Genomic DNA, 25,374 nt, shown 5'->3' with positions numbered 1-25,374 from the left:
CGGGCCCAATATCCGCGCCTGCCGTCGACAAATAAATCCGCGTTACTACGTACGCGCTGTCTACGTAGTTCTACGTAGACCGACTCGCCCCACCGGTCGCGCTCTACCGCGGTGCTACTGGCCAAGCGTATCTTTTGGCCTATGATGCCGGGCCTTGGCCGTACCGCGGACGGCCCGCAGCCGCGCCCAGGCAGGAGTAGACATGCAGCTCAAACACAAGATCGTCGCCCTTGGGATCCTGCCGCTGGTGCTGGCCATCGCCGTCATCTGCGCCCTGGTGATTTCCCTCAACCGGCAACTGGGCGACCAGCAGGCGCAGCTGATCGAAGACAGCATCCTGGCGAGCAAGCGCGCGGAACTGAAAAACTACGTGGAAATGGCCCGCAGCCTGATCGAGCCGCTGTACGCCAACGGCCAGGGCGACGCCCGCGCCCAGCAGCAAGTGCTGGAAGAACTGCGCAAGCTCAGCTTCGGCATCAACGGCTACTTCTTCGTCTACGACCGCGAGGGCCGCAGCCTGATGCACGCGCGACAGTCGGAGCTGGTGGGCCGCTACCTGTGGGACATGAAAGACCCCCACGGCCTGCCGGTGATCCAGGCGCTGCTCAAGAGCGCGCAGTCGGGCGAAGGCTTCCAGCGCTACGCCTGGAACAAGCCCTCCTCCGGCCAGGTCACCGACAAGCTGGCCTACGTGGTGATGCTCGACCGCTGGGGCTGGATGCTAGGCACCGGCATCTACCTGGAAGACGTCGAACGCGCCACGCAACAGGCCCGCGCCGAAGTAGCCCAGGACATCCGCAAGACCATGCTGGCGATTGCCGCAGTCGCCCTGGTGGCGGTGCTGTTCGTGTTCGCCACCGGCATGACCCTCAACGTCAGCGAACAGCGCCTGGCGGACAAGAAACTGCAACGCCTGACCCAGCGCATCGTCAGCCTGCAAGAGGAAGAGCGCTCACGGGTGTCCCGCGAACTGCACGACGGCATCAGCCAACTGCTGGTCTCGATCAAGTTCCAGTTCGAACTGGCCAGCCACCTGCTGGAAAACGGACAGGCCGAGAGCAAGGGTTTAAACACCCTGAAAGACGCCACTGAGCGCCTGGGCGATGCGATTGGCGAGGTGCGCAGCCTGTCCCACGACCTGCGCTCGTCCCTGCTCGACACCCTGGGCCTGTCGGCCGCCATCGGCCAGCTGGCGGCGGAGTTCGAGCAGCGCAGCGGGCTGCGGGTGACCTACGACGACAACGAATTCGACTGCCACCTGGCGGACGGCGCCGCGGTGTCGCTGTTCCGCATCGTCCAGGAAGGCCTGAGCAATATCGAACGCCATGCCCAGGCGCACAACGTCCACATCACCCTGCACGGCTCGGCGGAACACCTGCGTCTGACCCTGGTGGACGACGGCGTCGGCTTCAACGTCGCCCAGGTCGAACGGCGGCACGCCGGCATCGGCTTGCGTAATATCCGCGAACGGGTCGAACATTTCGGCGGCCGCTTCGAGCTGGTTTCCGTGCCGGGCCGAAGCGAACTGGATATCCTGCTGCCCATGCAACGGCCCGCCGGCAAACGCTGACCCACCAGACAATAAGAGTGAACACCCCGATGAACCTGCCCTCCCCGATCCGCGTCGCCCTGGTCGACGATCACTCCCTGGTCCGCGACGGCATCAAGGCGCTGCTGGGCGTCATGGCGCCCCTGGAAGTGGTGGGCGAAGCCGAGAGCGGCGCCGAGGCCATTGCACTGGTCGGCCGCTGCCAACCGGACCTGCTGCTGGTCGACATCGGCCTGCCCGACATCAACGGCCTCGAACTGACCCGCCTGCTGCGCAGCCGCTACCCGGCGCTCAAGGTGCTGATCCTGAGCATGTACGACAACCACGAATACGTCAGCGAATCCCTGCGCGCGGGCGCCAGCGGCTACGTGCTGAAAAACGCCCCCTCGCGGGAAATCATCGCCGCCATCGAAGCCATCGGCAGCGGCGGCACCTTCTACAGCGCCGACATCGCCCAACGCCTGATCGCCGACAAACCCACCGACAACGAACTCACCCCCCGCGAAAGCCAGGTGCTGTACAAAATGGCCCAAGGGATGAACAACAAGGAAATGGCCCGGGACCTCGACATCAGCGTACGCACCGTGGAAACCCACCGCCTGAGCATCCGCCGCAAACTCAACATCGACAAACCGGCGGCGCTGGTCAAATACGCCATCGATCACGGGATTATTCCCCGGTAGCGCAAGGAACCCACCACATGGACTGTGAAATCCGCCCCGCCCACGAACCAGACGCCGACGCCATCAGCCGCCTGATCATCGCCACCCTGCACACCAGCAACGCCCAGGACTACCCCGCCGCCGTCATCGCCCAGGTCCAACAAAACTTCAGCCCACAGGCCGTGCGCCAGCTATTAAGCAAACGCCAGGTATTCGTGGCCCAGGCCGCCGGCGAAATCATCGGCACCGCCAGCCTCGACGGCCACATGGTGCGCTCCGTCTTCATCGCCCCCGAACACCAAGGCCAAGGCATCGGCCGCCAACTGCTGGCCGAACTCGAACGCCACGCCCTGACCACCGGCGCCACCCAGCTCACCGTCCCCTCCTCCCTCACCGCCGAAGGCTTCTACGCCAAACTGGGCTTCCACACCCTGCGCGAGCAACACCACGGCGAAGAACGCACCCTGATCATGCAACGCCAACTCCCCCCGCCCCCGTAGCCGCTGCCGAGCCCGCGAGGCTGCGATGGGCCGCGCAGCGACCCCAATTCGGCGCGCTGCGATTGCTCAGGCGTACCTATAGGGTTGGTAGCGCTCTATTGGCTGGAGGGGGGAGGCAAACACAGACGGCCCTTACAGGCGAACTAGATAGATCCTACAGCGCTGCCATGACTCCCAGGCCTATAGTTCCTCTGTCTGCTGACTCCGGTCAGCGGCAGGGTTTCGCAGCCCAAAAGAAAGAATCAAACACCACAGTCAACAACAACTCAGGCAAACTCCGCCTGCGTTCCGTTTATGGCGGCTGTGCGTGGGAGACCTCCGGGTCTGCCGGGTTTGTTTCTTTCCTCGGTCTGCGAACCCGCGTACAGCTGCCACCAGTTGATTCGCAGCAACAGGTGGCGATTTTTCATTTTTTTTGGAAGAAACGACGCCATGAATACTCAAGATCGATCCGAACGTTTTATCCCTCTGACTCCAATTGCCAGCGAGGGGCCGGTGCTGTTTATTGACAGCCATGCGCCATTGGTGGATCTGCATGCGTGTGCTAGCGAGCGTTTGAGCACCACGCTCGATTATCTGAATCTGATGGCCTGCACTACGCTGCGAGATTCAAGCGATAAGGACATTGGCATGGTGACTAATACCGCCCGGTTGTTGCTGCAGGATGTACGGGATGTGTTGGTGGTGATTGAGATGCGTGCTTTTAGCGTATGACTTAAATAACAGAAAGCCGGTTATAGACCGGCTTTCTGTTGCTGAAACCCCAACCAAAGGAGTCGTTTATGAACAAAGATTTTGCTTAAGGTCTGTCAAGAAAAAGCCGATTGTGTAGCGATGAGTATGCGCTGAATACCGCGAGCATCACATTCAATGATTTCCGCCCCCTGCCCGTTCCTGAACATAGCGTCAACTTCGATTCAGAGCGCCGATTTGAAAGCCGACGATCATTGGATGGCTGCTGTCGGACCGAAAACGATCAGTAAAATTGGCCTCGAGAATGTGGGGCAGCTCAAGCTGGTTTTGAGTCCATGGAGGACCCGCAAGTCGTCTTAAATCATCTAGGTGTCCAATTGACATTACGCCGGTTGACTGGCGTACTGAAGAAAACCACATGGAGAGGGGATCAGTTATGGTTGTTTTCGTCGCTGGAGTGCATGGAGTAGGTAAGACATATCTCTGCGACCGCTTTTCAGCACAAACAGGAATAATGCATTCAAGCGCCAGCTCTCTAATCAAGAGGGAGCGGCAGTCAGCAAGCTGGGAGTCGAACAAGCTTGTCTCAGATATAGACGCCAATCAAGTCGCACTCACCAAGGCTGTCAACCGCTTAACAGAAAAAAACACCAACTTATTACTAGATGGTCATTTTGTACTCAAAGACCAAAACGGACTTCTTATAGAAGTAGATGAGAGTATATTCAAAGAGCTTTCACTCTCAGCAATTGTGCTAATAGAGGCACCTACTGAAATAGTGAGAAGCCGCCTTTTGTCCAGAGACAGTAACTCATTAGCCGGCGACATCTCCAACTTTCAAAACACTGAAAAAACAAGAGCAACTTACATCAGCAAAATTTTAAATGTACCATTATTCGTATTAAACCAGCCATCCGAGCAAATTTTCCAAGCAACCATAAACCATCTCCTTAAAGTCAATTAGAGCAGGAAGCACACCAGTGGAGCTAATACAAAAAAAATTCAAGTCTTTAAATTTAAGCGATCCTTTTTTCGCCTCACTTATAGAAGACTACAAGGAATTTTCTCAATGGTTCACAAAAAAAGCCGAAGACAACGCCTATGTTTTTGAAGACGAACTAGGTAACGTTAATGGCTTCCTCTATCTCAAGCCGGAATCTGGTCCTATAGAGGATGTGGTTCCGGTACTACCAAATAAAAATCGACTCAAAGTCGGAACTATGAAAATCAATGCCCACGGCACAAAACTGGGCGAACGTTTTATAAAGAAAATCTTTGACCATGCACTGCACAATAAAGCAAGTGAAATTTATGTAACCGTATTTCCCACCCACGAAGCCCTGGTATCATTGTTCGCTAAATATGGTTTCTCAAAAGCGGCAGAAAAACACACCCAGAACGGAACGGAACACGTTCTTGTAAAAGACCTAAGCAAGCTTCAGGACTCCCTAGTAAAATCATACCCTCTAGCTGACTTGGCAAATAAAAACTTTTACTTGCTTTCGATTAATCCACAATGGCATACAAGATTGCTCCCCGACTCCATTCTAAAGAATGAGGATGCGGATATAATTGAAGATATTTCACACACCAATAGCATTCACAAAGTCTATCTCGCGGCGATGAACGGTATGGAGGTTCTTCGCCCAGGTGATATTATTCTCATTTATAGAACTACTGACGGGGCGGGTCCTGCTCACTATCGATCAGTAGCAACATCTATAGGGGTTGTCGAGGAATACAGATCCATTCACTCCTTCGTCTCTCGTGATGATTTCATGAGGTATTGCAAGCCCTACAGCGTTTTTAGCGATGCAGAGCTTGACCAATTTTGGGCTCGTAAAAGATACCCGCATGTTTTCCGATTTACGTATAATGCCGCCCTCAAGCGTCGAGTGACACGTGGCGAGATGATTGAGAAATTCGGATTGGATCCAGGCGCTTATTGGGGGTTCATGCGATTGACGCGAGACCAGTTTAATTCTATCGCACAGGCGGGCCAACTAAATGAAAGTATTATTATCAATTAAGCCTGAGTACGCGGAAAAGATTTTGCAAGGCGAAAAAAGATTCGAGTTCAGGAAGTCTGTCTTCAAGAACCCCGAGGTGAAGACCATAGTTATTTATGCGACCATGCCTATCGGAAAGGTAATCGGAGAATTTGACTTTGACGAAGTTCTTTCAGATGACCCTAAAGAAATTTGGTCGTTGACTTCAAAATTCTCTGGCATCACAAAAAAATTCTTCAACGAGTACTTTGATGGAAGGAAGCTTGCTCATGCTATCAAAGTTGGGACTGTTCGTAGATATGATACCCCGCTGAGCTTAAAGTCTTTTATACCAAGTGGCGCTGCGCCCCAGTCATTCTGCTACATAAGGGATGTTTAACCCTCCCTGAATTTTATTGAGCGCCATAAAAAGCCCGCATTTTTGCGGGTTTTTTATGGTCAAAATCCTCTATATGGAAGCCTCGGCAAACGACCTATATTTTTATCCGCGATACAGAGAGTCGCGAGCTACGATCATAGTGCACCCAAATAAAATAGAGGAAGCATGATGCCCGCACTGCTGCGTAACGACGCAATTCGTCTGCTTGAGGCAGCCCAAGAGGCGCTACACATCGCCATTTCGAGCTTGGGAACCAGCAAGCGGAAGGAGTTTCGGCAACGCGGTGCGCAATATGCGATTGAGACCGGGCTTATTGGCACTGCGGCAGAACAAATCATGGCAGCCTGTCTCGTTCAAGCGCACGGTCCAGTTGCTATTATTTGGCCTTCGGGGCAGTACAAAACGGCTGGAGCAGTACTTGATGAGTTCCATGAACTATTGGCCCAAGCAACAGCAGTAACGGGCTTTCTAACTGATGGGGTGGCTGATGCTGCCATGCATCGCGCACATTTAATGCGAGCCACCCGGGCCTTCCGCCTCCTCATATCTACTCGAGCTGGCGGTTTACATGCTGGTAGGGGGCTGCTCCACGAAGCTGTGGTAGAGCAAGCAAATCAAGTGAGCGAAGTGTTAGCGCTACTTGCACACTCCCGACGCATCGAACCATATGTAGCTAATATCCCACGATGCACTTGGTATAGCCGTGACCGAATGGTGATGATCGAAGACCTGGTTGGTCGTTTACGTGCAGCACCAATGGATCCAGCAGCACTCGCGTCAGTGTATGTGGTCTTGCCCGACCTTCCGGCTAATGCACCGGAGTGGTTAGATGCATTTGACCGAGTGGTAGTAACGCCGAAGCAGCGGGACATTCGATTTCTTTTGGATGTTGCTGACCAAGCGCTACCGGCAGCTCTTCGTCGTGCAAATGCTGCACAAGGTGCAGTACCCGTTCGTTTAGCCCCCCACGACCCTGCCGCGCTCCCTATAGCACCCCACTTTCTTCGTCGAGAACTCAATGAAATTGCAGATTTGTGGGATGCCGACGTAGCGACCGCAAATGGACGCCTTCAACAAGGAGCTCTCGATCTTCCTCCTCCGGACGCGGTGCAAGATGTTCTTGCCGTTGGCCTTGGACCATCAGGCATCCTTAGAGGCGGCGAACAACTGAGCGCCCATCAATCATGGCCCGCAATAATGAGTAGCCTTATGGTGCAGGGCACTCCAGGTCCATATTGGTTTCTTGTGCGCTCATGCGGTGACTTAGGTCAGCTCGCCGCACTCTTACGGCGTGCGGGGAATGTAAGGCCATTGCCAGCGCGAGCTAGGCGAACATTCAATGAATGTTTAAGTGGTATTGATCTGATACGAAATAATCGCTCTATACAGATTGAAGATGCTTTACTCGGCGACATAGCAACAGCGGCAACCCTACGAATTGACCCCATTGACTTACGGGCAAAGTCTATAGTTGCAGTCGGTTCCGCAAAAGCCTTACCGCCAGACCTCTTCCCGCTACTAGAAGAGATTGCAGATGGGGGCGAACCTGCGGGCTCGCTCATCGCTGCACTTGTGAATACCGACATCGACGTTGCATGCAAGCGCTACTGGCTTCGTTTGCTTGCAGAAAGAGCCTGTGACCACGATGATCTTCCACATCTGGTCTCGATTTTACGCCAACCTGATATTACGGCTGTATACACCGCTACACGCCAGGCAATTAGGCGGCTCGATTTTGCACGCTCAGGGCCTGCACTAGCTGCACTTTAAAATTGAATCGCTATTCTGTCGTTGCTCGATCTTGGAGATCATTAAATGCTTTCCACTTTCTCAAAAAGCTTTATACAATTACATTTAGCCGAGAGTAATTCAAAGACGACGATCACATTTGGAACGACTGTAACACCCCACATTACAAACCAATTTCAAAACATAGAAGCTCGATCTTATAAAACCTTAACTTTTAAACCTCATCATCCGAAAACGACAATATCGACTTACCCATCACAATATAGACCTGCCTCATTTGCTCCTGATATTTTCGATTGTACTCCACTGCATCCGGGTCGTTTCCATCCTCCACGTCTGGATTGAAATCTCCACCTATAATCATCGCATGTTCAGCTCGCAACAACATCTCGTCAAACATATTCAGATTAACATTCAACCAATTACTAAACTCTGCATAGCTCTCTACAACATCCTCTCCAGCCCTGATTTCAAACAAAGACTTTACGCACATTGGGTATTTATTCTCTTTAGCCCGCTCAATTGCCGCAAAAATCATCCCAATAAAGAGCTGCCCAACAAACTTTAAATTAAAATCATAAGGATCATCTCTTAATCCATACTTAATGCGAACAGACTTAGAATGCGAAAAATAACGTTTTGAGAGTAAATCCGCTCGAGCCTCGAAGGCTTTGAGCATCTCGCTCTGCACAATATTTTTAGTACGCTCTTTTAAATCTCCAAAAGTAACCAGTTCAACATTTGTCCTAAATGCAGCATCAACGGCACCGCTCTGGAAGCCTTTTTCTGAAATCAAAAACCCCCTATCAGCTCCAACCTCCTCAACAATCGAACGCAGCGCTAGAACCTTCTCTTTAGGTACATTAGTCTTCCAAAATTTAGCTTCGACTATCCACTTAACATCAACACCTAAAAACTTTGTAACAACTAGAACATCTATATTATGCTGAGTCCTGACTCCCTCAAGCGATACATTGGTACTAGCGGATGCTCCCAAGCTCCTAAAGTGTTCAGCAATCAGTTCTTGAAATTCATACCATCGTTTGCTTTTTTGCATAATTTCCCCAATTTTATTTTCTAGATCTGACTTGGAGATTCATGACACCATAGTCCCCGCCAGTAGAAGCCAGATGCATGTTCGCCATTTTTCTAGGTAGATATTAATAGAAAATCTTGCATTGAAAACTAGTCGGGCTGCCTCTTCTCCAGAGACGTATCCTCGGCGAACGTCCGCTGTTAGCCGTTGCTGCTCATTTACGAGGGAAATCTAACGCCCAAAATCAGCCAGTCAAGATATGACCGTAGAAATAAATTCCACTCAACCGATGAATATGAAGTGATAAGGCTTTGAAATAACTCTCCTTCCCCAGATTTCCACCTATCCAATCTGCCCCTACAAAAATCTCGCCCCACTCTCAACGAACACCTATAAAAACCCTTCCTCAAAAAAAGAAATCTCCTACAATCCACCTTCCCATTTCTGACACAGCCCTCAAGCGCGCCAGCTGTAGTCAATCAAGAGGCGAGATTGTGAGCACCGCTGTTGACTCCCCCACCCCATTACTCGACATCACCCGCTTAGCAGACGCACTGCAACGCTTCGCCGACGACCGCGACTGGCAGCAGTTCCACTCTCCCAAGAATCTGCTCCTGGCCCTCACCGGTGAAACCGGAGAGCTCTGTGAGATTTTCCAGTGGATGAGCGAGGCCGATGCCATGGACGCAGCCAAACACCCAGAAACTGCTCAAGCGGTGAAAGACGAATTGGCTGACGTACTGATGTACCTGGTGCGCCTAAGCACTGTGCTGGGCGTCGATCTCAACGAAGCAGTGACCCGCAAACTCGCTTTGAACGGCCAGAAGTACCCCGTCGACAAAGCCAAAAGCACCAGCAAGAAGTACGACCAACTCTGACCCTCTGGGCTTTAAGGACTATTCGTGATCGTTTACGCCGCGACCAAACAGCAATTCCTCGACGTTTGCGATAACGACGATATCGAAGAGGTCATCCTCAAGCACTTTAAAGAGGCCACAGGTAAGAAAGTGGCGGCTTCGGAGATCAGGTCCTGGCAGGGTTCGCTGACTTATATGGCCAAGGTGCTGCGCGATAAGGATCTGCCGCATGATGCCGGCGTGGCTATTGAGCTGCACATTCCGCAGTCCATGAAACGCATCGATTTCTTGCTGACAGGCCACGATCAACAGCAGACCAAAAATGCAGTTCTGGTTGAACTGAAGCAATGGAGCAAAGCCAGCGCCACCAGTAAGGATGCGATCGTAAAAACGTCGCTGGGCGGTAGCCATGTGGAAACCATCCACCCTTCCTATCAGGTGTGGTCGTACGCCACTTTGCTGGAGGGCTTCAATGAAGCCGTCTATGACAAAGGCATCCAAGTCCGGCCCTGCGCCTATCTGCATAACTATGTCAGCGATGGCGTTATCGACTCGGCTCATTACGACGCCTACACCAGCAAAGCACCGTTATTCCTCAAGGGTCCTGACGAGCTGACAAAGCTGAGAAGCTTCCTCAAGCAGCACATCTATTACGGCGACAACAAAGAGGTGCTTTACGAGCTTTCCACCGGCAAGACTCGCCCGTCCAAAGCGTTGGCTGAGGCACTGAGCGGGCTGATGGAGGGCAAGCCTGAATTCGTACTGATTGATGATCAGAAGGCCGTCTTTGAATCGGTACTCGCTGCAGTCACAGAGGCCTCAGCCGATGCGCCAAAGGTTGTGATCATTGAAGGCGGCCCAGGTACCGGAAAAACAGTCGTAGCCATCAATTTGTTGGTAAGGCTCACCGCCTTACGACTGATGAGCAGGTATGTCTCGAAAAACGCAGCGCCACGTGCCGTGTACGAAAAGAAACTGATCGGCACCATTAAGCCCACCAAGTTTTCCAGCCTGTTTTCTGGTTCGGGTGCCTACACGGAGATCAAGCCCGACTTTTATGACGCGCTGATCGTTGATGAAGCCCATCGACTCAATGAAAAAAGTGGCTTTTACGGCAACGAGGGTGACAACCAGATCAAGGAATTGATCGGGTCCGCTAAATGCTCGGTGTTTTTTATCGACGAAGACCAGCGCGTGACCTTAAAGGACATTGGCAGCAAAAAAGCGATCCGTGCGTTTGCCGAGGCCAGAGGGGCTACGGTGGAGGAATACACCCTGTCCTCCCAATTCCGTTGCAGTGGTTCCGATGGTTACTTGGCGTGGCTGGATGACGTGCTGGGGATTCGCGAGACCGCCAATCCGATGCTTGATGCCAGCGAATACGAGTTCAAGGTATTCGATTCGCCACAAGCTATGCACGAAGCAATCGAACAAAAGAATCACGGAAACAAAGCGCGAGTGGTCGCTGGATACTGCTGGCCATGGAACAGTAAGAAAGATGCCAAGGCCAAAGATATTGAGATCGGTGACGACTACGCTCGCCAATGGAACCTGGATCAGGACGGCAGCTTGTGGATCATCGCCGACAACTCTGTGGAACAGGTTGGCTGCATTCACACCTGCCAAGGGCTGGAAGTGGATTACATCGGTGTGATCATCGGGCCGGATCTGATCGTGCGTAATGGTCAGGTAGTGACTTCGCCCCGTGAGCGGGACAAGTACGACAAGTCAATTCGTGGCTGGAAAAAGTTGATGAAGGAGCAGCCTGTTCTGGCGCAGCTGGAGACGGACCTGATCATCAAAAACACCTATCGAACCCTGATGACCCGTGGGATGAAAGGTTGCTATCTGTACTGTACCGATTCAGAGACCGCACAGTATTTTGCAAGCCGGATGGTCAAACACAACAACATTTTATAAGTCCACAGTTTGGTCAATATTCGGGACTCAGCCTCACAGAAAATGGAGGCTGAGCCACAGAATAGGCTTTCAGTGCGCCCTCTTTAGCTGTCCAATTCCGCCATCATTTCCTTCGCTGCTTCAAGGTACTCCGTGAGCGGCACCTCTACTAAAGCAACATGCTTGGGAGCGAAATAATTCAGCTCCCCACTGTAATCGTTTTCCAAGAAAATCGTGGATGGGGTTGCACAGTCCGCTTCGGTTGCAAGCTCATAGACTCCACCCCGAACAGCCTTGAAGCTAATTTGAGAACCACTACTTAAGTAAATCTTTGTATGTTCAAGAAGTTCACAAGCTGCTTCTTCGTCTAGCTCATGCTCTTCAACCAAGTCACAAATACTCTTTTTCAGGCTTGGGGAGTTTTTGACTTCAAACTTGTCCTCATCCCAGAAAAACTCTCCTATCCCACGATAAACTTCAGCTCCCCAACCTTGATAGCCATCGATAGAAAGATCCCAATCACCATCATCAGGCTCATCAGCTGCATCATCGAGGAGCCTGATTCTCTGCAGCAGATCTGGGTTGACTATCAAAGCCTTATTGTTAAGCGTAGTAAGCAATAACCAACCTGAAAAAGAGTCTCGCTCCGAAATAATGCGACTAACCCTTTCACATTCGTTTTCAGTAATCGGATACCACAAGCTTTTTGTCCTTCCGGGCGGAAGAAGTCCGATATGCCCCCAAAATCCGTCAATGTCTTCGTCCTGAGGGCTCCAATGCTGTGAAGGTATCTTGGCTCGACCGACTGAATACTCCAGTAAGTCATCTACGCTCGTCCCCATTAGCATCGCTATATCCCTCAACATTGCAAAATTTGGCTCGGCATCCCCTCGCTCCCAACGAGCAACCGTCTGCTGCGAGACATTCAGATGGTCCGCTAATGCGGCCTGAGTTAGGCCTAAGGCCTTGCGCAACTCTTTCAATCGCTTCATAGTCCGCCCCATAAAACACTATAAAGGTGTTTTTTACTCCAAAAACGAGTAATGATCAACATATCCATCGACAGCAATATGCTCATAAAGCCATGACGCGAGGCTGAAACGCTTTTGCAACAGGTCGACCGAGGCAAAAATTGACCAACAAGTCGTTGGACAATCGGAGGCGTAGACTGAATCCAAGTAAGTCTGATGCGAGCGCCCTTCAATCAAGAGCAATCTGGTCAGCAGGCTGCAGACCAGATTAGCAACCCATCCGATGTAAGCTGCAATCTCTCACCAGCCCTTCAAACCAACACTCCACTCCCCAACAACCCCAACTTCTCCGGATTACGCATGATAAAGACGCGATTCACCCTTCCCTCCCCGTCATACCCAAAACTCACCACCGCCACCACCTCCCCGCCCCCCCGCAACACCACTCCACGCCCACCATTGATCTCCACCTCCTGCCACTGATAATCCCGCCAGTAGGTGCTCAACGACTCCCCCACAAACCCCAACACCGCCTCCAGCCCATACAAGGTCTCGCGAATGGCGCTGGCCTTGCCGCCACCATCCGCGCACAGCTCGACATCCTCGGACAACAACGCCGCCAGCCCCTGGGTCGAGCCGCTGTCGATGGCGGCGTGGAAGGCGCTCAGCAGCTGTTGCTGGCGGGAGGGTTCGGGCTGGTGGCGGACCTGGGCGTTGCCCAGGCTGGCTTTGGCGCGGGAGACCAGTTTGCGGCAGGTGGCCTCCTGGACATCAAGGGCGGCGGCGACTTGGGGATAGTCGAGGTCGAAGATTTCATGGAGCAGGTAGGCGGCGCGTTCCTTGGGGGTCAGGCGTTCGAGCAAGAGCAGGAAGGCGGTGGATAGGGACGAGGCCAGTTCATGGCTGTGTTCGGGGGATTCGTGGTGCAGGGTCTGGATCGGTTCCGGCAGCCAGGTGCCGATGTAGTCGACCCGCGCGCGTTGGGCCGAGCGCAGCAGGTCGATGCAGTGGCGGGTGCAGGCGGTGGTCAGCCAGGCGGCGGGGTTGGCGATGGTGGCCTTGTCGGCTTCCAGCCATTTGATGAACAGGTCTTGCAGCACATCCTCGGCCTCGGCGCGGCTGCCGAGGATGCGGTAGGCCAGGCCCAGCAGGAAGCCGCGACGGCGTTCGAACACCGTCGCTTCATCGATTCGATCCATCCGTTAGTGCCTCGACACCTGCAAGCGATTCCACAGGTTGATCATGCCGATATCGGCCGTCAAGGCGGCGATCTGGGCTTCGCTGAAATGTTCGCGCAAAGCCGCGCGCAGCGGGGCGAAGTCGGTGTCTTCGCGCAATACGGTGAGGGCTTCGGTCCAGGCCAGGGCGGCGCGTTCGGCGGCGCTGAAGTCGCTGACGTGGCGCCAGACGACGAGGCGGTCGAGGCGCTCGTTGCTTTCGCCGTCGTCACGGGCTTCGCGGGTGTGCATCTTCACGCAGAAGCCGCACTGGTTGATCTGCGAGGCGCGCAACACCACCAGGTGGTGCAGCTTGCGGTCCAGGCCGTGGGCGTCGATCAGGCCGTGGACCTGGCCCAGGCTTTCGAAGATATCGGGGATGGTTTGCAGCAGGTTGACGGCTTGGGTCGGGTGGCTGGATGACATGGGGTGGCTCCGTTAGTTAAGGGGTACACCGACATGACGGGCCAGGTGGGCGGTTTGTGACGGGGGGGCGGAAAAATAATTCGCCCCCTCCCTCCAGTCCAATAAATCGGCTGCCGGTCGGCGTCCTGTAGCCGCTGCCGAGCCTGCGAGGCTGCGATAAGCTCCGCAGGACCTTCAGCGATCTGAAGATCTTGCGCCCGCTTCGTCGGAGTGCCGCCCAGATCGTTCGCAGCCTCATTCTTCGGCAGCGGCTACAGCAACCGCCCCATCCACAGCGGGCATCGCCCACTTCGTGGACACTTTCAGAACCTCGAGGTGAATTTGTCTCAACAGTGTTGAGACTTTTGTCGGCCGAATCAGTGAGCGCTCAAGCTCAGGGGTTCCGGACAATAGTGTCAGCAGTGCTGACACTTTCTCCCCCCTCTTGATCGATCCCCGGCGCATCAACATCACCCCGGCATACACTCAAACTCCCGCACCCTCGCCACCTGCTTCCCCTCCCCGTCATACAACCTTGCCCGCACCTCCGTCCCCAACGTCGACTCCACCAACTTGTAATGCTCCCCCGCCTTGAAGCTCGGGTAGCTCACCTGCCCGCGGCAATCCACCTGATTGGCGTCGCCGCCGACTTCTTCCTCGAACAGGGTGACGTCGAGGCGGTGGGCGCCGGGTTGCACTTCGAAGTAACGGCCATCATTGACGTTCTTGCCGTCGACGCGTTCGGCCATCAGGTCGCTGGGGCCCTCTTCTTCGAGGCTGATCCAGGCTTCGCTAGGGTCGGCCTTGGGCATGGGGCCGGCGCAGGCGGAGAGCAGCAGCACCAGGCTCAGGGCGGGAATCAGTAGCAGGGGTTTGGCATTCATAAAGGGCACCTCGGCAGTGGAAATCAGTACGCAGCGCGGATCGAAAAAAGCAGTCGCGCCGGATTGCTACTCAGCGTGTCGAGGTCCTGACCACAGGACAAATGAATCCCCATGAAAGGAAGTTAAGGCGCAACCTAAAACTTCCTTCACCTGGCTGAAAGCCGCGTGTTAGGTGGGTCGCCAGAGACTGCCGAGGTTTGCAACCCACCCTCGGAGGTCCATGGCATGCTCGGGCTGGTCAAGACCGCATTGCTCAAGCCCTACACGTTTATCGTGCTGGCGATTTTCATCCTGATCATCGGGCCGCTGGCGGCCCTGCGTACCCCCACCGATGTGTTTCCGGACATCGGCATTCCAGTAGTGGCGGTGGTCTGGCAGTACACCGGGCTGTCGCCGGATGCCATGGCCGGGCGGGTGATCTACACCTACGAGCGCTCGCTGAGCACCACGGTCAACGACATCGAGCACATCGAATCGCAGTCGCTGCCGGGCATGGGCATCGTCAAGATCTTCTTCCAGCCGGGGGTGGATATCCGCACGGCCAACGCCCAGGTCACGGCGGTGTCGCAGACCGTGCTCAAGCAGATGCCGCCGGGCATCACCCCACCGCTGATCCTCAATTACAGCGCCTCGACGGTGCCGATTCTGCAGATGGCCTTTTCCAGCCCGAGCCTGTCGGAAGCGAAGATCCGCGACCTGGTGCAGAACAGCATCCGCCTGCCGTTAAGCTCGGTGCCGGGCCTGGCGATGCCGACGCCCATGGGCGGCAAGCAGCGGCAGATCACCCTCGACCTGGACCCGCAGGCGCTGGCAGCCAAGGGCCTGTCGGCGCAGGACGTGGGCAATGCCCTGGCGGCGCAGAACCAGATCATCCCGGTGGGCACCGCCAAGCTCGGCGGCGACGAATACACGGTGCTGCTGAATAACAGCCCGACCGCCATCGACGAGCTCAACGACCTGCCGATCAAGACCGTGGACGGCGCGTTGATCACCATCGGCCAGGTGGCCCACGTGCGCGACGGCTCGCCGCCGCAGAGCAATATCGTGCGGGTGGACGGCCACCGCGCGGTGCTGATGCCGGCCTTGAAGAACGGCAATATTTCCACGCTGTCGATCGTCGACGGCATCCGCCAGATGCTGCCGCGCATCGACGAAACCCTGCCACCGGCGCTGAAGACCTCGCTGCTGGGCGACGCCTCGGTGTTCGTCAAGCAGTCGGTGGGCAGCGTGGCCCGCGAAGGCATCATCGCCGCCCTGCTGACCAGCGCGATGATCCTGCTGTTTCTCGGCAGCTGGCGTTCGACGCTGATCATCGCCGCCTCGATCCCCCTGGCGGTGCTTTCGGCCATCGCCCTGCTCGCCGTCACGGGCCAGACCTTGAATGTGATGACCCTGGGCGGGCTGGCGCTGGCGGTGGGGATCCTGGTGGACGACGCCACGGTGACCATCGAGAACATCAACTGGCACCTGGAGCAGGGCAAGTCGGTGCAGGCGGCGATCCTCGACGGCGCCCGGCAGATCGTCGGCCCGGCCTTCGTCTCGCTGCTGTGCATCTGCATCGTCTTCGTGCCGATGTTCATGCTCCAGGGCATCGCCGGTTACCTGTTCCGGCCCATGGCGCTGGCGGTGATTTTCGCCATGGCCAGCTCGTTTATCCTCTCGCGCACCCTGGTGCCCACCCTGGCGATGTACCTGCTCAAGCCCCATGCGCCGGAAGCCGGGCCCGGGCATCACCCGGAAGATGAATTCATCAACCATCATGAGGGTGAGCAGCATGCCCAGCCGCGCAACGCCCTGGTGCGCGGGCTGCTGGCCTTCCAGCAGGGTTTCGAGCGGCGTTTCTCCAATGTGCGCGACAGTTACCACGGCCTGCTGCAACTGGCCCTGGGTCGGCGCAAGCGCTTCATCCTCGGATTCCTGGCTTGTGTGCTGGCCTCCTTTGCCCTGCTGCCGAGCCTGGGCCAGGACTTCTTCCCAACCACCGACGCCGGCGCCCTGGCCCTGCATGTGCGCCTGCCCCTGGGCACGCGGATCGAGGAAAGCGCGGCGGCCTTCGACCGCATCGAAGCGCGGATCCGCGAGGTGATTCCGCCGGAGGAGCTGGACAGCGTGATCGACAATATCGGCATTCCGCTCAGCGGCATCGACATGGCCTACGCCAGCAGCGGCACCATCGGCCCGCAGGACGGCGATATCCAGGTCACCCTCAAGCCCGGCCACGCGCCGAGCGCCGACTACATCAAGCAACTGCGCGAAGCCCTGCCGGAAAGCTTCCCCGGCAGCCAGTTCGCCTTTCTGCCGGCGGACATCAGCAGCCAGATCCTCAACTTCGGCGCACCGGCGCCGCTGGACGTGAAAATCTCCGGGCCCAACGGCGAGGCCAACCGCGCCTTCGCCCTGGAGCTGCAACGGCGCCTGCGACATGTGCCGGGCATCGCCGACCTGCGTATCCAGCAGTCCACCGGTTACCCGTCGCTGGCGGTCAAGGTCGACCGCCTGCGGGCCAACGGCCTGGGGATCACCGAGCGCGACGTGACCAACAGCATGGTGGCGTCCTTGGCCGGCAGTTCCCAGGTAGCGCCGACCTTCTGGCTCAACCCGCAGAACGGCGTCTCCTACTCGATCGTCGCCGCCACCCCGCAGTACCGCCTGGACAGCCTGCCGGCCCTGGAGGCGCTGCCGGTGACCGGCAGCAACGGCCAGTCGCAGATCCTCGGCGGCCTGGCAGACATCAGCCGGGTCGATAGTCCAGCGGTGGTCAGCCACTACAACATCCAGCCCACCCTGGACCTGTACGCCAACGTGCAGGGCCGCGACCTCGGCGCCGTCGCCCACGACATGCAAAAAGTCCTGGACGACGCCGCGGCGCTGCGGCCCAAGGGCGCCACGGTCAGCCTGCACGGGCAGATCGACGCCCTGCATGAAGCCTTCGGCGGCCTGAGCTTCGGCCTGCTCGGCGCGGTGCTGCTGATCTACCTGCTGATCGTGGTCAACTTCCAGTCCTGGGTCGATCCGTTCGTGATCATCACCGCGCTACCCGCGGCCCTGGCCGGCATTGTGTGGATGCTGTTCTTAAGCGGCACCTCGCTGTCGGTGCCGGCGCTGACCGGGGCCATCCTCTGCATGGGGGTGGCCACCGCCAACTCGATCCTGGTGGTGAGTTTTTGCCGCGAGCGCCTGGCGGAACACGGCGACGCCCTCAAGGCCGCGCTGGAAGCCGGCTACACGCGCTTTCGCCCGGTGTGCATGACCGCCCTGGCGATGATCATCGGCATGCTGCCCCTGGCCCTGTCGGAGGAACAGAACGCGCCCTTGGGCCGCGCCGTGATCGGCGGCCTGATCCTCGCCACCACCGCCACCCTGATGTTCGTTCCCGTGGTGTTCAGCCTGGTCCACGGGCGTCACCCCAAGCCTGCTGTCGCTGGAGAAAGCACCCATGTCCTCTGATCACACCCCTTCGCGCAAACGCCTGGCCTGGATCGGCCTCGGCGGCCTGACCCTGGCCGCCCTGCTGGTGGCCAACGGGCTGGCCGCGCGCACCCGCCACGAGCGGGCCGTGACCGCCTGGACCGAAACCGCCGCCGTGCCCCAGGTGCTGGTGTTGCAGCCGCAAGCCAACGCCCAGGGCGACATCCTGCGCCTGCCGGCGCACCTGGAGGCCTGGAGCAAGGCGCCGATCCATGCGCGGGTCAGCGGCTACCTCAAGGACTGGAGCGCCGACCTCGGCACCCGGGTCGCCGCCGGGCAGGTGCTGGCCCATATCGACAGCCCCGACCTCGACCAGCAAGTGGCCCAGGCCCATGCGCGGATGCTCCAGCAACAGGCCAATGCGCGGCTGGCGCAGACCACCGCCGAACGCTGGCAGCACCTGCTGGCCAGCCACTCGGTGTCGCGCCAGGAGGCCGACGAAAAAACCTCCAACGCCGCGGCCGCCAAGGCCAGTGCCGAGGCGGCCGGCGCCGACTACGCGCGGCTCTCGGCCCTGGAAGACTACAAGACCATCCGCGCGCCGTTCGCCGGCACCATCACCGCGCGCCACACCGATATCGGCCAGTTGATCAAGGCCGACACCGACGCCGACCCGGAGCTGTTCGACCTGGCCGACACCCACAAGCTGCGCCTGTACGTGCCGATTCCGCAGAACTACGCCAGCGTGGTGCGCCCGGGGCTGATCGCCCGGCTGACGGTGCCGGAGCACCCCGGCCAGCACTTCAGCGCGCAACTGGTGGGCGACTCCACCGCCGTCGACCCGCGCTCGGGCACCCTGCTGGCGCAGTTCGTCGCCGACAACCCCGACGGCGCACTGCTGCCCGGCGACTACGCCGAAGCCACCCTGGCGCTGCCGGCCGACACCCGCGGCGTCAGCATCCCGGCCAGCGCCCTGATCTTCCGTGCCCAGGGCCCCCAGGTGGCGCTGCTGGACGAACACAATCATGTGCATTTGCGGGACATCCATATCGGCCTCGACCTCGGCGCGCGGCTGGTGATCGACCAGGGGCTAAGCGCCGCCGACCGGGTCATCGACAACCCGCCGGACGCCCTGCGCGAAGGCGACCTGGTGCAACTGGCCGACGCCGGAGGTGAGCATGCGCCCAAGGCTTGAGCCCCTCGCTGTGCTGATGCTGCTGGCCTTGCAAGGCTGCTCCCTGGCGCCCGGCTATCAGGTGCCACCGGTGCCGTTGCCGGCGCAGTTTCGCGAGCAGACGGCGGACGGCCCCTGGCACCCGGCCCAACCGCCCCAAGCCCTGGACGAACATTGGTGGCGGCTGTACCAGGACCCGCGTCTAAATGACCTGCAACAGCGCCTGCTCCAGGCCAACCCCGACCTCGCCGCGGCCCTGGCCCACTACGACGGCGCCCAGGCCTACGCCAGCCAGTTGCATGCCGGGCTGTTCCCGCAGCTCAGCGCCAGCGCCCAGCCGCTGCGCCAGCGCCAGTCGGATAACCGGCCGCTGCGCGGCAGCACCCAGCCCTCGGTGTACAACAGCGACACCGCCGGTTTCGCCCTGAGTTTCGACCTGGACTTATGGGGGCGCATCCGCAATCAGGCGGTGGCCGGCGATGCCCAGGCCCAGGCCTCCGGCGACGATCTGGCGGCGGCGCGGCTGAGCCTGCAAAAGCAGCTGGCGAGCCTGTATGTGCAGCTCAACGGCCTGGATGCCCAGAGCCGGATCCTCAGCAGCTCCCTGGAGGATTACGCCCAGGCCCTGCAACTGACCCGCGACCGCTACCAGGGGCAGATCGCTTCGGAACTGGACCTGACCCGCGCCCAGAGCCAACTGGCCAGCGCCGAAGCCGACCTCGACGAAGTGCGCGCCCAGCGCAACCTGACCGAGCATGCGATCGGCGAACTGGTGGGCGAGCCGGCCAGCCAGTTCAGCCTGACGCCTTCCACGCAACTGCTGACCCAGCCCAACATCCCCCAACAACTACCCAGCACCCTGCTGCAACGCCGCCCGGACATCGCCGCCGCCGAACGCCGGGTGTTCGCCGCCAATGCCGGGATCGGCGTGGCTCGCGCGGCCTGGTACCCGGATTTCAGCCTGACCGGGGTGCTCGGTGGGCAGACCCAGGGGGTGGGCAATTTGCTGGCGGCGGGGAATCGTTATTGGGCCTTGGGGCCGTTGGTGAACTTGCCGATTTTCGATGGTGGGCGCTTGAGTGCCAATGAGCGGCAGGCCCATGCCGAGTTCGAGGAAGCGGCGGCGCACTATCGTGGGCAGGTGCTGCGGGCGGTGCGGGAGGTGGAGGACAACCTGGGGCAGCTGCGGGATTTGCGCCAGGAGGCGCTGGATCAGCAGGCGGCGGTGAATGCGGCGGAGCATACCCAGGTGTTGGCCATGAACAGTTATCAGGCGGGGGCGGTGAGTTATCTGGATGTGGTGACGGCGCAGACTGCGGCGTTGCAGGCGCAACGGGGGTTGCAGGCGGTGCAGACGAGGGAGTTGCAGGCGAGTGTGGGGTTGGTGGTGGCGTTAGGTGGGGGGTGGAAGTCTGATGCCTGACGCCTGTAAGCCTGTTTTCTGGAGTACATATCCGTTGCTGCGGTCACGGCTACTTAGGGTTCCGCCCTTACGGCGGGTCACTTTGGAAGAGCGCCAAAGTAACCAAAACGCTCTTGCCCCTCCACTCGGTGCCTCGCCTAGGCTCGGCATGCCCTCTCTCCGGCATTGATCCGTGGGCCGCCGCAAGGGGCCATCCCTGGCCCCGTGCGGCTAACCCGGCGTCCTGCCGGGTTGCCCACGGCTCAATGCCTGCGTTCGGCCATCGTGGTTAACGGGGCGCTGAGATCAAAATCAAAAGCAAGACGGCGGCCTTCCGGACGGCCTGAAGCTGGATGCGGTTCCGGTAGCCGCTGCCGAGCCTGCGAGGCTGCGTACGGCTGCGAAGCAGTCGCGAAACCAGGCACTGCGTTTTCCCTGATAAACCGCGTGGGCAGGTTTGGCGAGTCCTTCGGACTCGTACGCAGCCTCGCAAGCTCGGCAGCGGCTACAGGTTCCGCGCCGACCGGTAGGTCGCGCCAGCGCCGGCTTTTGATCTTGATCCACCCCGCCCCGTTCCCAGAGGCCGAACGCAGGTCTTGCGCAGGGGGCACCTCGGCAGGGATGCCGAGGTAGCCGCGCGGGGCCAGGGATGGCCCCTCGCGGCGGCCCCCGGAGCAAGACCGGAGTGAGGGCATGCCGAGCACTAGCGAGGCACCGAATGGAGGGGCAAGCGTTTTTGGTTCCTTTTTAGGCGTTTGTAAAAAGGGACTCGCCGTAAGGGCGAAACCATAAGCCGCCGTGACCGCAGAAATGGATATGTCCCCCATCCAAAAATTGCAGCGCCAGAACCGACGCCATCGCGAGCAAGCTTCGCTCCTACAGAAAAGCCAATAAAACGTGGCGGGACAAGGGCGAAACAGCCCCCAGTACCTCAGATATGGCAACTACTCAACCCATTCCTCTCCAGATACCGCTGATGCACCTCATCCGCCAACTCAAACCGCCCCAACGGCACAACCACCGTCACCACCGGTTTATCAAGCCGCCCCGAACCCTGCAGGGCCACCTTGGCCGCCCGCGCCTGCTCGGCCTGCTCCACCCCGGTATGAAAAATCGCCGAACGATATTTCGCCCCGCCATGTTCCCCCTGCCGATCCACCGACGTCGGATCATGCAAATCCCAGAAATGCTCGATCAGGCTTGAATAGCCCATCACCCGCGGGTCGAAATCCACCTGCACCACCTCGATCCGGATCGACTCGTCCCCCAGCTCCGAGGCATAGCCCACCCGGCTGTCCAACACCCCGGGCAGCGCCAGGAACGCCGCTTCGGCACCCCAGAAGCAGCCGGCGCCGAAGGTCGCCTGCTCGATGCTTTTCACCGGTTCCCCAGTCATTGCGCCGCCCCCACTTTCTCGCCGCTGGCGCCCAGCCAACCGTCGACGACCTGCGGATGGGCCGCCACCCAGGCCTTGGCCGCTTGCGCCGCCGGCTGTTGCTCCTTCTCGATCGTGAGGATCAGGTCATTGAGCGACTGCGGGTCGATACTGAAGTTTTCCAGGAAGGCGGCGATCCGCGGCGCGCGTTTTTGCAGGGCGGTGGAGGCCAGCACATAGACCCGGGCGTCCGGGTAGGCGCAGGTGATCTTGCTCTGGTTCAGCCAGTCGGCATCCACCGTCGGGCTGACGAATTTCCAGCAGCCGTCGGCCTTGTACAGCGGGTCGCCCTTCTTGTTGTCCTGGGCGTAGCCGTCGAACGCCGGCTCGTCCAGGCGGCGCAGGTCGAAGGCGGAGAAAATCCAGTCCGGGGTGTAGGCGTAGAACACCACGCCGCGCTGGGCTTTGTAGGCCGCGGCGAGCTTGGCGTAGGTCACCGCGGCTTCGGTGGACACCGACTCGAACTTGTCGGCGAAACCGAAATCCTTGGCCTTGATCTCACCGATATAGGTCGACTCCCAGCCCGCCGGGCCCACCAGCAGTTGCGCCTTGCCGCCGCCCAGGGGCTCGAAGAGCTTGGCCACTTCCGGCTTTTGCAGGTCGTAGACCGACTTCACGCCGTATTTGTCTTGCAGGTAGCCGGGAATATAGAAGCCCTGCACCCCGAGGTACGGCTGCTTGTTCGGCACCAGCGAGCGGGTGCCGCCGGTGACGTACTTGGCCCAGGCGGCGGACTGGTTGGGCAGCCAGATATCGGTGAGCACGTCCACCGAGCCGTCGCCCTTGGCCGCGGCGGCGAACAGCACCGGGATGTCGCCGGCCAGGTACGACACGTCGCCGTCGAGGCGGCTCTTGATCACCTCGCCGAGGATGTTCTGGATGGCGATGGCGCCGGTCCAGTTCTGTTCGCCGATGACGATCTTGTCCTTGGCCAAGGCCGGCAGGGCCAGCCCCAGCAACAGCGCGGCGGCGCCGAGGGTACGGAAAATGGAATGACTCAAGGAACACCTCACTTGTGCGAAAAGGCGCGATCCCGCTGGCGCAGGGTCGCTTGAATGATGCGGTCGGGAATCAGCGCGCAGAACACGATGGCCATCCCGGCCAACATGCCCTCGCCGCCCTTGATATTGCGCAGCGCGGTCATCACGTCGTAGCCCAGGCCGCCGGCGCCGATCAGCGCGGCGACCACCACCATCGACAGGCTCATCACCAGGGTCTGGTTGATCCCCAGCAACAGGGAACCGGCGGCCAGGGGCAGCTCGACCTTGGTCAGGATCTGCCACGGCGTGGCGCCATGGGCCAGGGCTGCTTCGACCGCGCTCTTGGGCACTTCCCGGATGCCTAGGGCGGTCAGGCGGATCATCGGCGCCAGGGCGAAGATCACCGTGGCGATCACCGCCGGGGTCTTGCCCACCGAGAAGAACGCCACCGCCGGGATCAGGTACACAAAGGTCGGCAGGGTCTGCATCACGTCCAGCAACGGGGTGATCAGCCGCCGCGCCAGGGCACGCTTGGCCAGGAGAATGCCGGTGGGGACGCCGAGCAGCAGCGACAGCAGCACCGAGGAACCCACCAGGGCCAGGGTGGCGATGGTCCGCTCCCAGAAACCGAACAGGCCGATATAGAGCAAGGCCACCGCGCTGGTCAGGGCCAGGGCCCAGCCGGCGCTGCGCCAGGCCAACAGCACCAGGGCCAGGGCCGGCACCGGCCAGGGCAGCCAGCCGAGCAGGCTTTCGATGCTCTCGATCACCGTGCGCACGGCGACGATCACGCCGACGAAGGTGCTTTCGAAGGTGACCTGGGACCAGCCGATCAACTGGTCGATGGCCGCCGCGGTGCCCAGCAGCGCCTGGCGGTCGGCGGGAAATTGCAGCCAGGGGCCGCTGGCGTCGACGGCCACCACCCGCCACAGCACCAGGGCCTGGCACAGCAGCAACACCAGCCATGGCAAGCGCCAGTCGGAACGGCCCTGGCGGCTCGGCTGGCGGGCCAGGGTCACGCTGAGCAGGCGGCTGAACAGCAGGCCGAGCATCGCCAACCCGCCCCAGGTCAGGCTGGCGGTCGCCAACCACTGCCCCACGGCACTCACCGCCGCCAACTCCAGGGCGAAGCCCAGCCAATAGAGGGCGCCATGCCCGCTGGCGGCCAAGGCTGCCGGCCCCAGCAACAGCGCCTGCCAGAAGGAAAATCCCGGGCGCACGGAGGCCGCGGCCAGCGCTGTTTCAGCCGAAGCGACAGGGGCCACGGCAACGGTGTCACTGCGCGCGCCGTGCTCCTGAAAGAAGTCCGCGACTTCGGCGTCCGCCGGCTGCTCCAGCAGTTGCGTGGGCGTGCCCAGCTGGATCAGCCGGCCCTGGCGCAACACCGCGATGCGGTCGGCCAGGCGCAGGGCTTCCGCCGGGTCGTGGGTGACCAACAAGGTGGTAATGCCGCGCTGGCGCACCACCTCAAGAAAGTGGCGTTGCAGGTCGCGGCGGATGGTCGGGTCGAGGGCGCTGAAGGGTTCGTCCATCAGCAGGATGTCCGGCTCGCTGACCAGCGCCCGGGCCAGGCCGACCCGCTGCTGCATGCCGCCCGACAGCTCGTGGGGGTAGTGCTCGCCCCAGCCGTCCAGGCCCATGGCCTTGAGCTGCACGTCGGCCGCGGCGTGGCGCAGGGCTTCGGCTTCGCCGCGCAGCTCCAGGGGCAAGGCGACGTTGTCGCGCACCGTGCGGTGGGGCAACAGGCCGAAGTGCTGGAAGACCATGCCGATGCGCCGCGAACGCAGAGTGCGCAGCGCCTGGGCCGAGAGTTGGCTGATGGCCGCGCCGTCGATCAACACTTCGCCGCTGCTGGGTTCGATCAGCCGGTTGATGTGCCGCAGCAAGGTGGACTTGCCGCTGCCGGAGGTGCCCATCAGGCACAGCACTTCGCCGCGGCGAACCTGCAGGCTGACCTGCTCCACCGCCGCTTTCGAGGCCTGGGCACGGCGGCTGTAGTGCTTGCTCAGGTTGCGCAGTTCCAGCACCACTTCGGCGTCGATCGGTGGCGCGGCGGGCGAGGCAGCAACGGCAAACGCCGCTTGAGGGTGAACGGCAGACACAGAAACTCCTGACGCCGGGCGCGGGATCGCGTGGCCGGCGGTGAAAAACAAAAAGGGTTATGG

General features: G+C 59.3%; 21 protein-coding genes. 13 read left to right on the top strand and 8 right to left on the bottom strand.

The window, feature by feature from the left end; all coding sequences use genetic code 11:
• Positions 1-202: 202 nt before the first annotated feature.
• The 8 genes from BTN82_RS11650 (at position 203) to BTN82_RS31015 (ending at position 7,562) form a co-directional block, all read left to right on the top strand.
• Complete coding sequence (locus BTN82_RS11650) at positions 203-1,570, top strand: cache domain-containing protein (protein WP_075119267.1); 1,368 nt, start codon at positions 203-205, stop codon at positions 1,568-1,570.
• Positions 1,571-1,599: 29 nt separating this feature from the next.
• A complete protein-coding gene (locus BTN82_RS11645) occupies positions 1,600-2,232 on the top strand; it encodes a response regulator (RefSeq protein ID WP_075119266.1) in 633 nt (210 codons plus the stop codon).
• Between the two features lie 17 nt (positions 2,233-2,249).
• The gene (locus BTN82_RS11640) at positions 2,250-2,711 is read left to right on the top strand and encodes a GNAT family N-acetyltransferase (protein WP_075119265.1); all 462 of its coding nucleotides are present in this window, start codon (positions 2,250-2,252) and stop codon (positions 2,709-2,711) included.
• A gap of 432 nt (positions 2,712-3,143) precedes the next feature.
• Complete coding sequence (locus BTN82_RS11635) at positions 3,144-3,425, top strand: fructose-bisphosphate aldolase (protein WP_075119264.1); 282 nt, start codon at positions 3,144-3,146, stop codon at positions 3,423-3,425.
• Positions 3,426-3,840: 415 nt separating this feature from the next.
• The gene (locus tag BTN82_RS11630; RefSeq protein WP_075119263.1) at positions 3,841-4,368 is read left to right on the top strand and encodes an ATP-binding protein; all 528 of its coding nucleotides are present in this window, start codon (positions 3,841-3,843) and stop codon (positions 4,366-4,368) included.
• A 16-nt stretch (positions 4,369-4,384) separates the two neighbouring features.
• Positions 4,385-5,434, top strand: a complete 1,050-nt coding sequence (locus BTN82_RS11625) for an N-acetyltransferase (protein WP_075119262.1) — start codon at positions 4,385-4,387, stop codon at positions 5,432-5,434.
• Positions 5,412-5,792 carry an ASCH domain-containing protein gene (locus BTN82_RS11620; protein WP_075119261.1) on the top strand — a complete coding sequence of 127 codons (381 nt, stop codon included), beginning with the start codon at positions 5,412-5,414 and terminating at the stop codon, positions 5,790-5,792. Before BTN82_RS11625 ends, BTN82_RS11620 begins: the two co-directional genes overlap by 23 nt.
• A 165-nt stretch (positions 5,793-5,957) precedes the next feature.
• Positions 5,958-7,562 (top strand): hypothetical protein, encoded by a 1,605-nt coding sequence (locus tag BTN82_RS31015; protein WP_148169507.1) that lies wholly within the window; start codon positions 5,958-5,960, stop codon positions 7,560-7,562.
• Between the two features lie 193 nt (positions 7,563-7,755).
• On the opposite strand, the gene BTN82_RS11615 is transcribed toward BTN82_RS31015, so the two are convergent.
• Positions 7,756-8,598 carry a restriction endonuclease gene (locus tag BTN82_RS11615; RefSeq protein ID WP_075119260.1) on the bottom strand — a complete coding sequence of 281 codons (843 nt, stop codon included), beginning with the start codon at positions 8,596-8,598 and terminating at the stop codon, positions 7,756-7,758.
• A gap of 473 nt (positions 8,599-9,071) precedes the next feature.
• On the opposite strand from BTN82_RS11615, the gene BTN82_RS11610 reads away from it, so the two are divergent.
• Positions 9,072-9,455 (top strand): nucleotide pyrophosphohydrolase, encoded by a 384-nt coding sequence (locus BTN82_RS11610; RefSeq protein WP_075119259.1) that lies wholly within the window; start codon positions 9,072-9,074, stop codon positions 9,453-9,455.
• A gap of 24 nt (positions 9,456-9,479) precedes the next feature.
• Positions 9,480-11,354, top strand: coding sequence for a DUF2075 domain-containing protein (locus BTN82_RS11605; RefSeq protein WP_075119258.1), 1,875 nt, complete (start codon positions 9,480-9,482; stop codon positions 11,352-11,354).
• Positions 11,355-11,437: 83 nt separating this feature from the next.
• On the opposite strand, the gene BTN82_RS11600 is transcribed toward BTN82_RS11605, so the two are convergent.
• The 4 genes from BTN82_RS11600 to BTN82_RS11585 form a co-directional block, all read right to left on the bottom strand.
• A complete protein-coding gene (locus tag BTN82_RS11600) occupies positions 11,438-12,325 on the bottom strand; it encodes a helix-turn-helix transcriptional regulator (protein WP_186828382.1) in 888 nt (295 codons plus the stop codon).
• Positions 12,326-12,615: 290 nt separating this feature from the next.
• A complete protein-coding gene (gene sigJ / locus BTN82_RS11595; RefSeq protein ID WP_075119256.1) occupies positions 12,616-13,503 on the bottom strand; it encodes an RNA polymerase sigma factor SigJ in 888 nt (295 codons plus the stop codon).
• A 3-nt stretch (positions 13,504-13,506) separates the two neighbouring features.
• Complete coding sequence (locus BTN82_RS11590) at positions 13,507-13,947, bottom strand: carboxymuconolactone decarboxylase family protein (RefSeq protein ID WP_075119255.1); 441 nt, start codon at positions 13,945-13,947, stop codon at positions 13,507-13,509.
• Positions 13,948-14,396: 449 nt separating this feature from the next.
• On the bottom strand, positions 14,397-14,810 hold the full coding sequence (locus tag BTN82_RS11585) for a hypothetical protein (RefSeq protein WP_075119254.1): 414 nt from the start codon (positions 14,808-14,810) through the stop codon (positions 14,397-14,399).
• 225 nt (positions 14,811-15,035) lie between these two features.
• Here BTN82_RS11585 and BTN82_RS11580 point away from each other — a divergent pair, with 225 nt between their 5' ends.
• Genes BTN82_RS11580 through BTN82_RS11570 form a run of 3 tightly spaced genes read left to right on the top strand, consistent with a single transcriptional unit; the run spans position 15,036 to position 20,815 of the window.
• Positions 15,036-18,257, top strand: a complete 3,222-nt coding sequence (locus BTN82_RS11580; RefSeq protein WP_075119253.1) for an efflux RND transporter permease subunit — start codon at positions 15,036-15,038, stop codon at positions 18,255-18,257.
• Positions 18,247-19,413, top strand: a complete 1,167-nt coding sequence (locus BTN82_RS11575; RefSeq protein WP_075119252.1) for an efflux RND transporter periplasmic adaptor subunit — start codon at positions 18,247-18,249, stop codon at positions 19,411-19,413. Before BTN82_RS11580 ends, BTN82_RS11575 begins: the two co-directional genes overlap by 11 nt.
• Positions 19,397-20,815, top strand: coding sequence for an efflux transporter outer membrane subunit (locus BTN82_RS11570; protein WP_075119251.1), 1,419 nt, complete (start codon positions 19,397-19,399; stop codon positions 20,813-20,815). The genes BTN82_RS11575 and BTN82_RS11570 overlap by 17 nt, the downstream gene beginning before the upstream one ends.
• A 910-nt stretch (positions 20,816-21,725) precedes the next feature.
• On the opposite strand, the gene msrA is transcribed toward BTN82_RS11570, so the two are convergent.
• From msrA to BTN82_RS11545, 3 genes are read right to left on the bottom strand one after another with little or no spacing between them, the layout of a single operon-like run.
• Positions 21,726-22,175, bottom strand: coding sequence for a peptide-methionine (S)-S-oxide reductase MsrA (gene msrA / locus BTN82_RS11555; protein WP_148169503.1), 450 nt, complete (start codon positions 22,173-22,175; stop codon positions 21,726-21,728).
• An 11-nt stretch (positions 22,176-22,186) separates the two neighbouring features.
• Positions 22,187-23,230, bottom strand: coding sequence for a glycine betaine ABC transporter substrate-binding protein (locus BTN82_RS11550; RefSeq protein WP_410002800.1), 1,044 nt, complete (start codon positions 23,228-23,230; stop codon positions 22,187-22,189).
• Between the two features lie 8 nt (positions 23,231-23,238).
• Positions 23,239-25,311 carry an ATP-binding cassette domain-containing protein gene (locus tag BTN82_RS11545; RefSeq protein ID WP_075119248.1) on the bottom strand — a complete coding sequence of 691 codons (2,073 nt, stop codon included), beginning with the start codon at positions 25,309-25,311 and terminating at the stop codon, positions 23,239-23,241.
• Positions 25,312-25,374 lie beyond the last annotated feature (63 nt).

Source organism: Pseudomonas chlororaphis (genome assembly GCF_001921865.1).
Lineage (GTDB): Bacteria > Pseudomonadota > Gammaproteobacteria > Pseudomonadales > Pseudomonadaceae > Aquipseudomonas > Aquipseudomonas chlororaphis_D.
The sequence above is the reverse complement of the archived record's forward strand: the minus strand, read 5'-3'. Positions and strand labels throughout refer to the sequence as shown.

Excerpts from the sequence above, each read along its gene's own strand:
- BTN82_RS11650 (WP_075119267.1), top strand. The coding sequence starts at position 203 with ATGCAGCTCAAACACAAGATCGTCGCCCTTGGGATCCTGCCGCTGGTG.
- BTN82_RS11645 (WP_075119266.1), top strand. The coding sequence starts at position 1,600 with ATGAACCTGCCCTCCCCGATCCGCGTCGCCCTGGTCGACGATCACTCC.
- BTN82_RS11640 (WP_075119265.1), top strand. The coding sequence starts at position 2,250 with ATGGACTGTGAAATCCGCCCCGCCCACGAACCAGACGCCGACGCCATC.
- BTN82_RS11635 (WP_075119264.1), top strand. The coding sequence starts at position 3,144 with ATGAATACTCAAGATCGATCCGAACGTTTTATCCCTCTGACTCCAATT.
- BTN82_RS11630 (WP_075119263.1), top strand. The coding sequence starts at position 3,841 with ATGGTTGTTTTCGTCGCTGGAGTGCATGGAGTAGGTAAGACATATCTC.
- BTN82_RS11620 (WP_075119261.1), top strand. The coding sequence starts at position 5,412 with ATGAAAGTATTATTATCAATTAAGCCTGAGTACGCGGAAAAGATTTTG.
- BTN82_RS31015 (WP_148169507.1), top strand. The coding sequence starts at position 5,958 with ATGATGCCCGCACTGCTGCGTAACGACGCAATTCGTCTGCTTGAGGCA.
- BTN82_RS11615 (WP_075119260.1), bottom strand. The coding sequence starts at position 8,598 with ATGCAAAAAAGCAAACGATGGTATGAATTTCAAGAACTGATTGCTGAA.
- BTN82_RS11600 (WP_186828382.1), bottom strand. The coding sequence starts at position 12,325 with ATGAAGCGATTGAAAGAGTTGCGCAAGGCCTTAGGCCTAACTCAGGCC.
- sigJ (WP_075119256.1), bottom strand. The coding sequence starts at position 13,503 with ATGGATCGAATCGATGAAGCGACGGTGTTCGAACGCCGTCGCGGCTTC.
- BTN82_RS11590 (WP_075119255.1), bottom strand. The coding sequence starts at position 13,947 with ATGTCATCCAGCCACCCGACCCAAGCCGTCAACCTGCTGCAAACCATC.
- BTN82_RS11585 (WP_075119254.1), bottom strand. The coding sequence starts at position 14,810 with ATGAATGCCAAACCCCTGCTACTGATTCCCGCCCTGAGCCTGGTGCTG.
- BTN82_RS11580 (WP_075119253.1), top strand. The coding sequence starts at position 15,036 with ATGCTCGGGCTGGTCAAGACCGCATTGCTCAAGCCCTACACGTTTATC.
- BTN82_RS11575 (WP_075119252.1), top strand. The coding sequence starts at position 18,247 with ATGTCCTCTGATCACACCCCTTCGCGCAAACGCCTGGCCTGGATCGGC.
- BTN82_RS11570 (WP_075119251.1), top strand. The coding sequence starts at position 19,397 with ATGCGCCCAAGGCTTGAGCCCCTCGCTGTGCTGATGCTGCTGGCCTTG.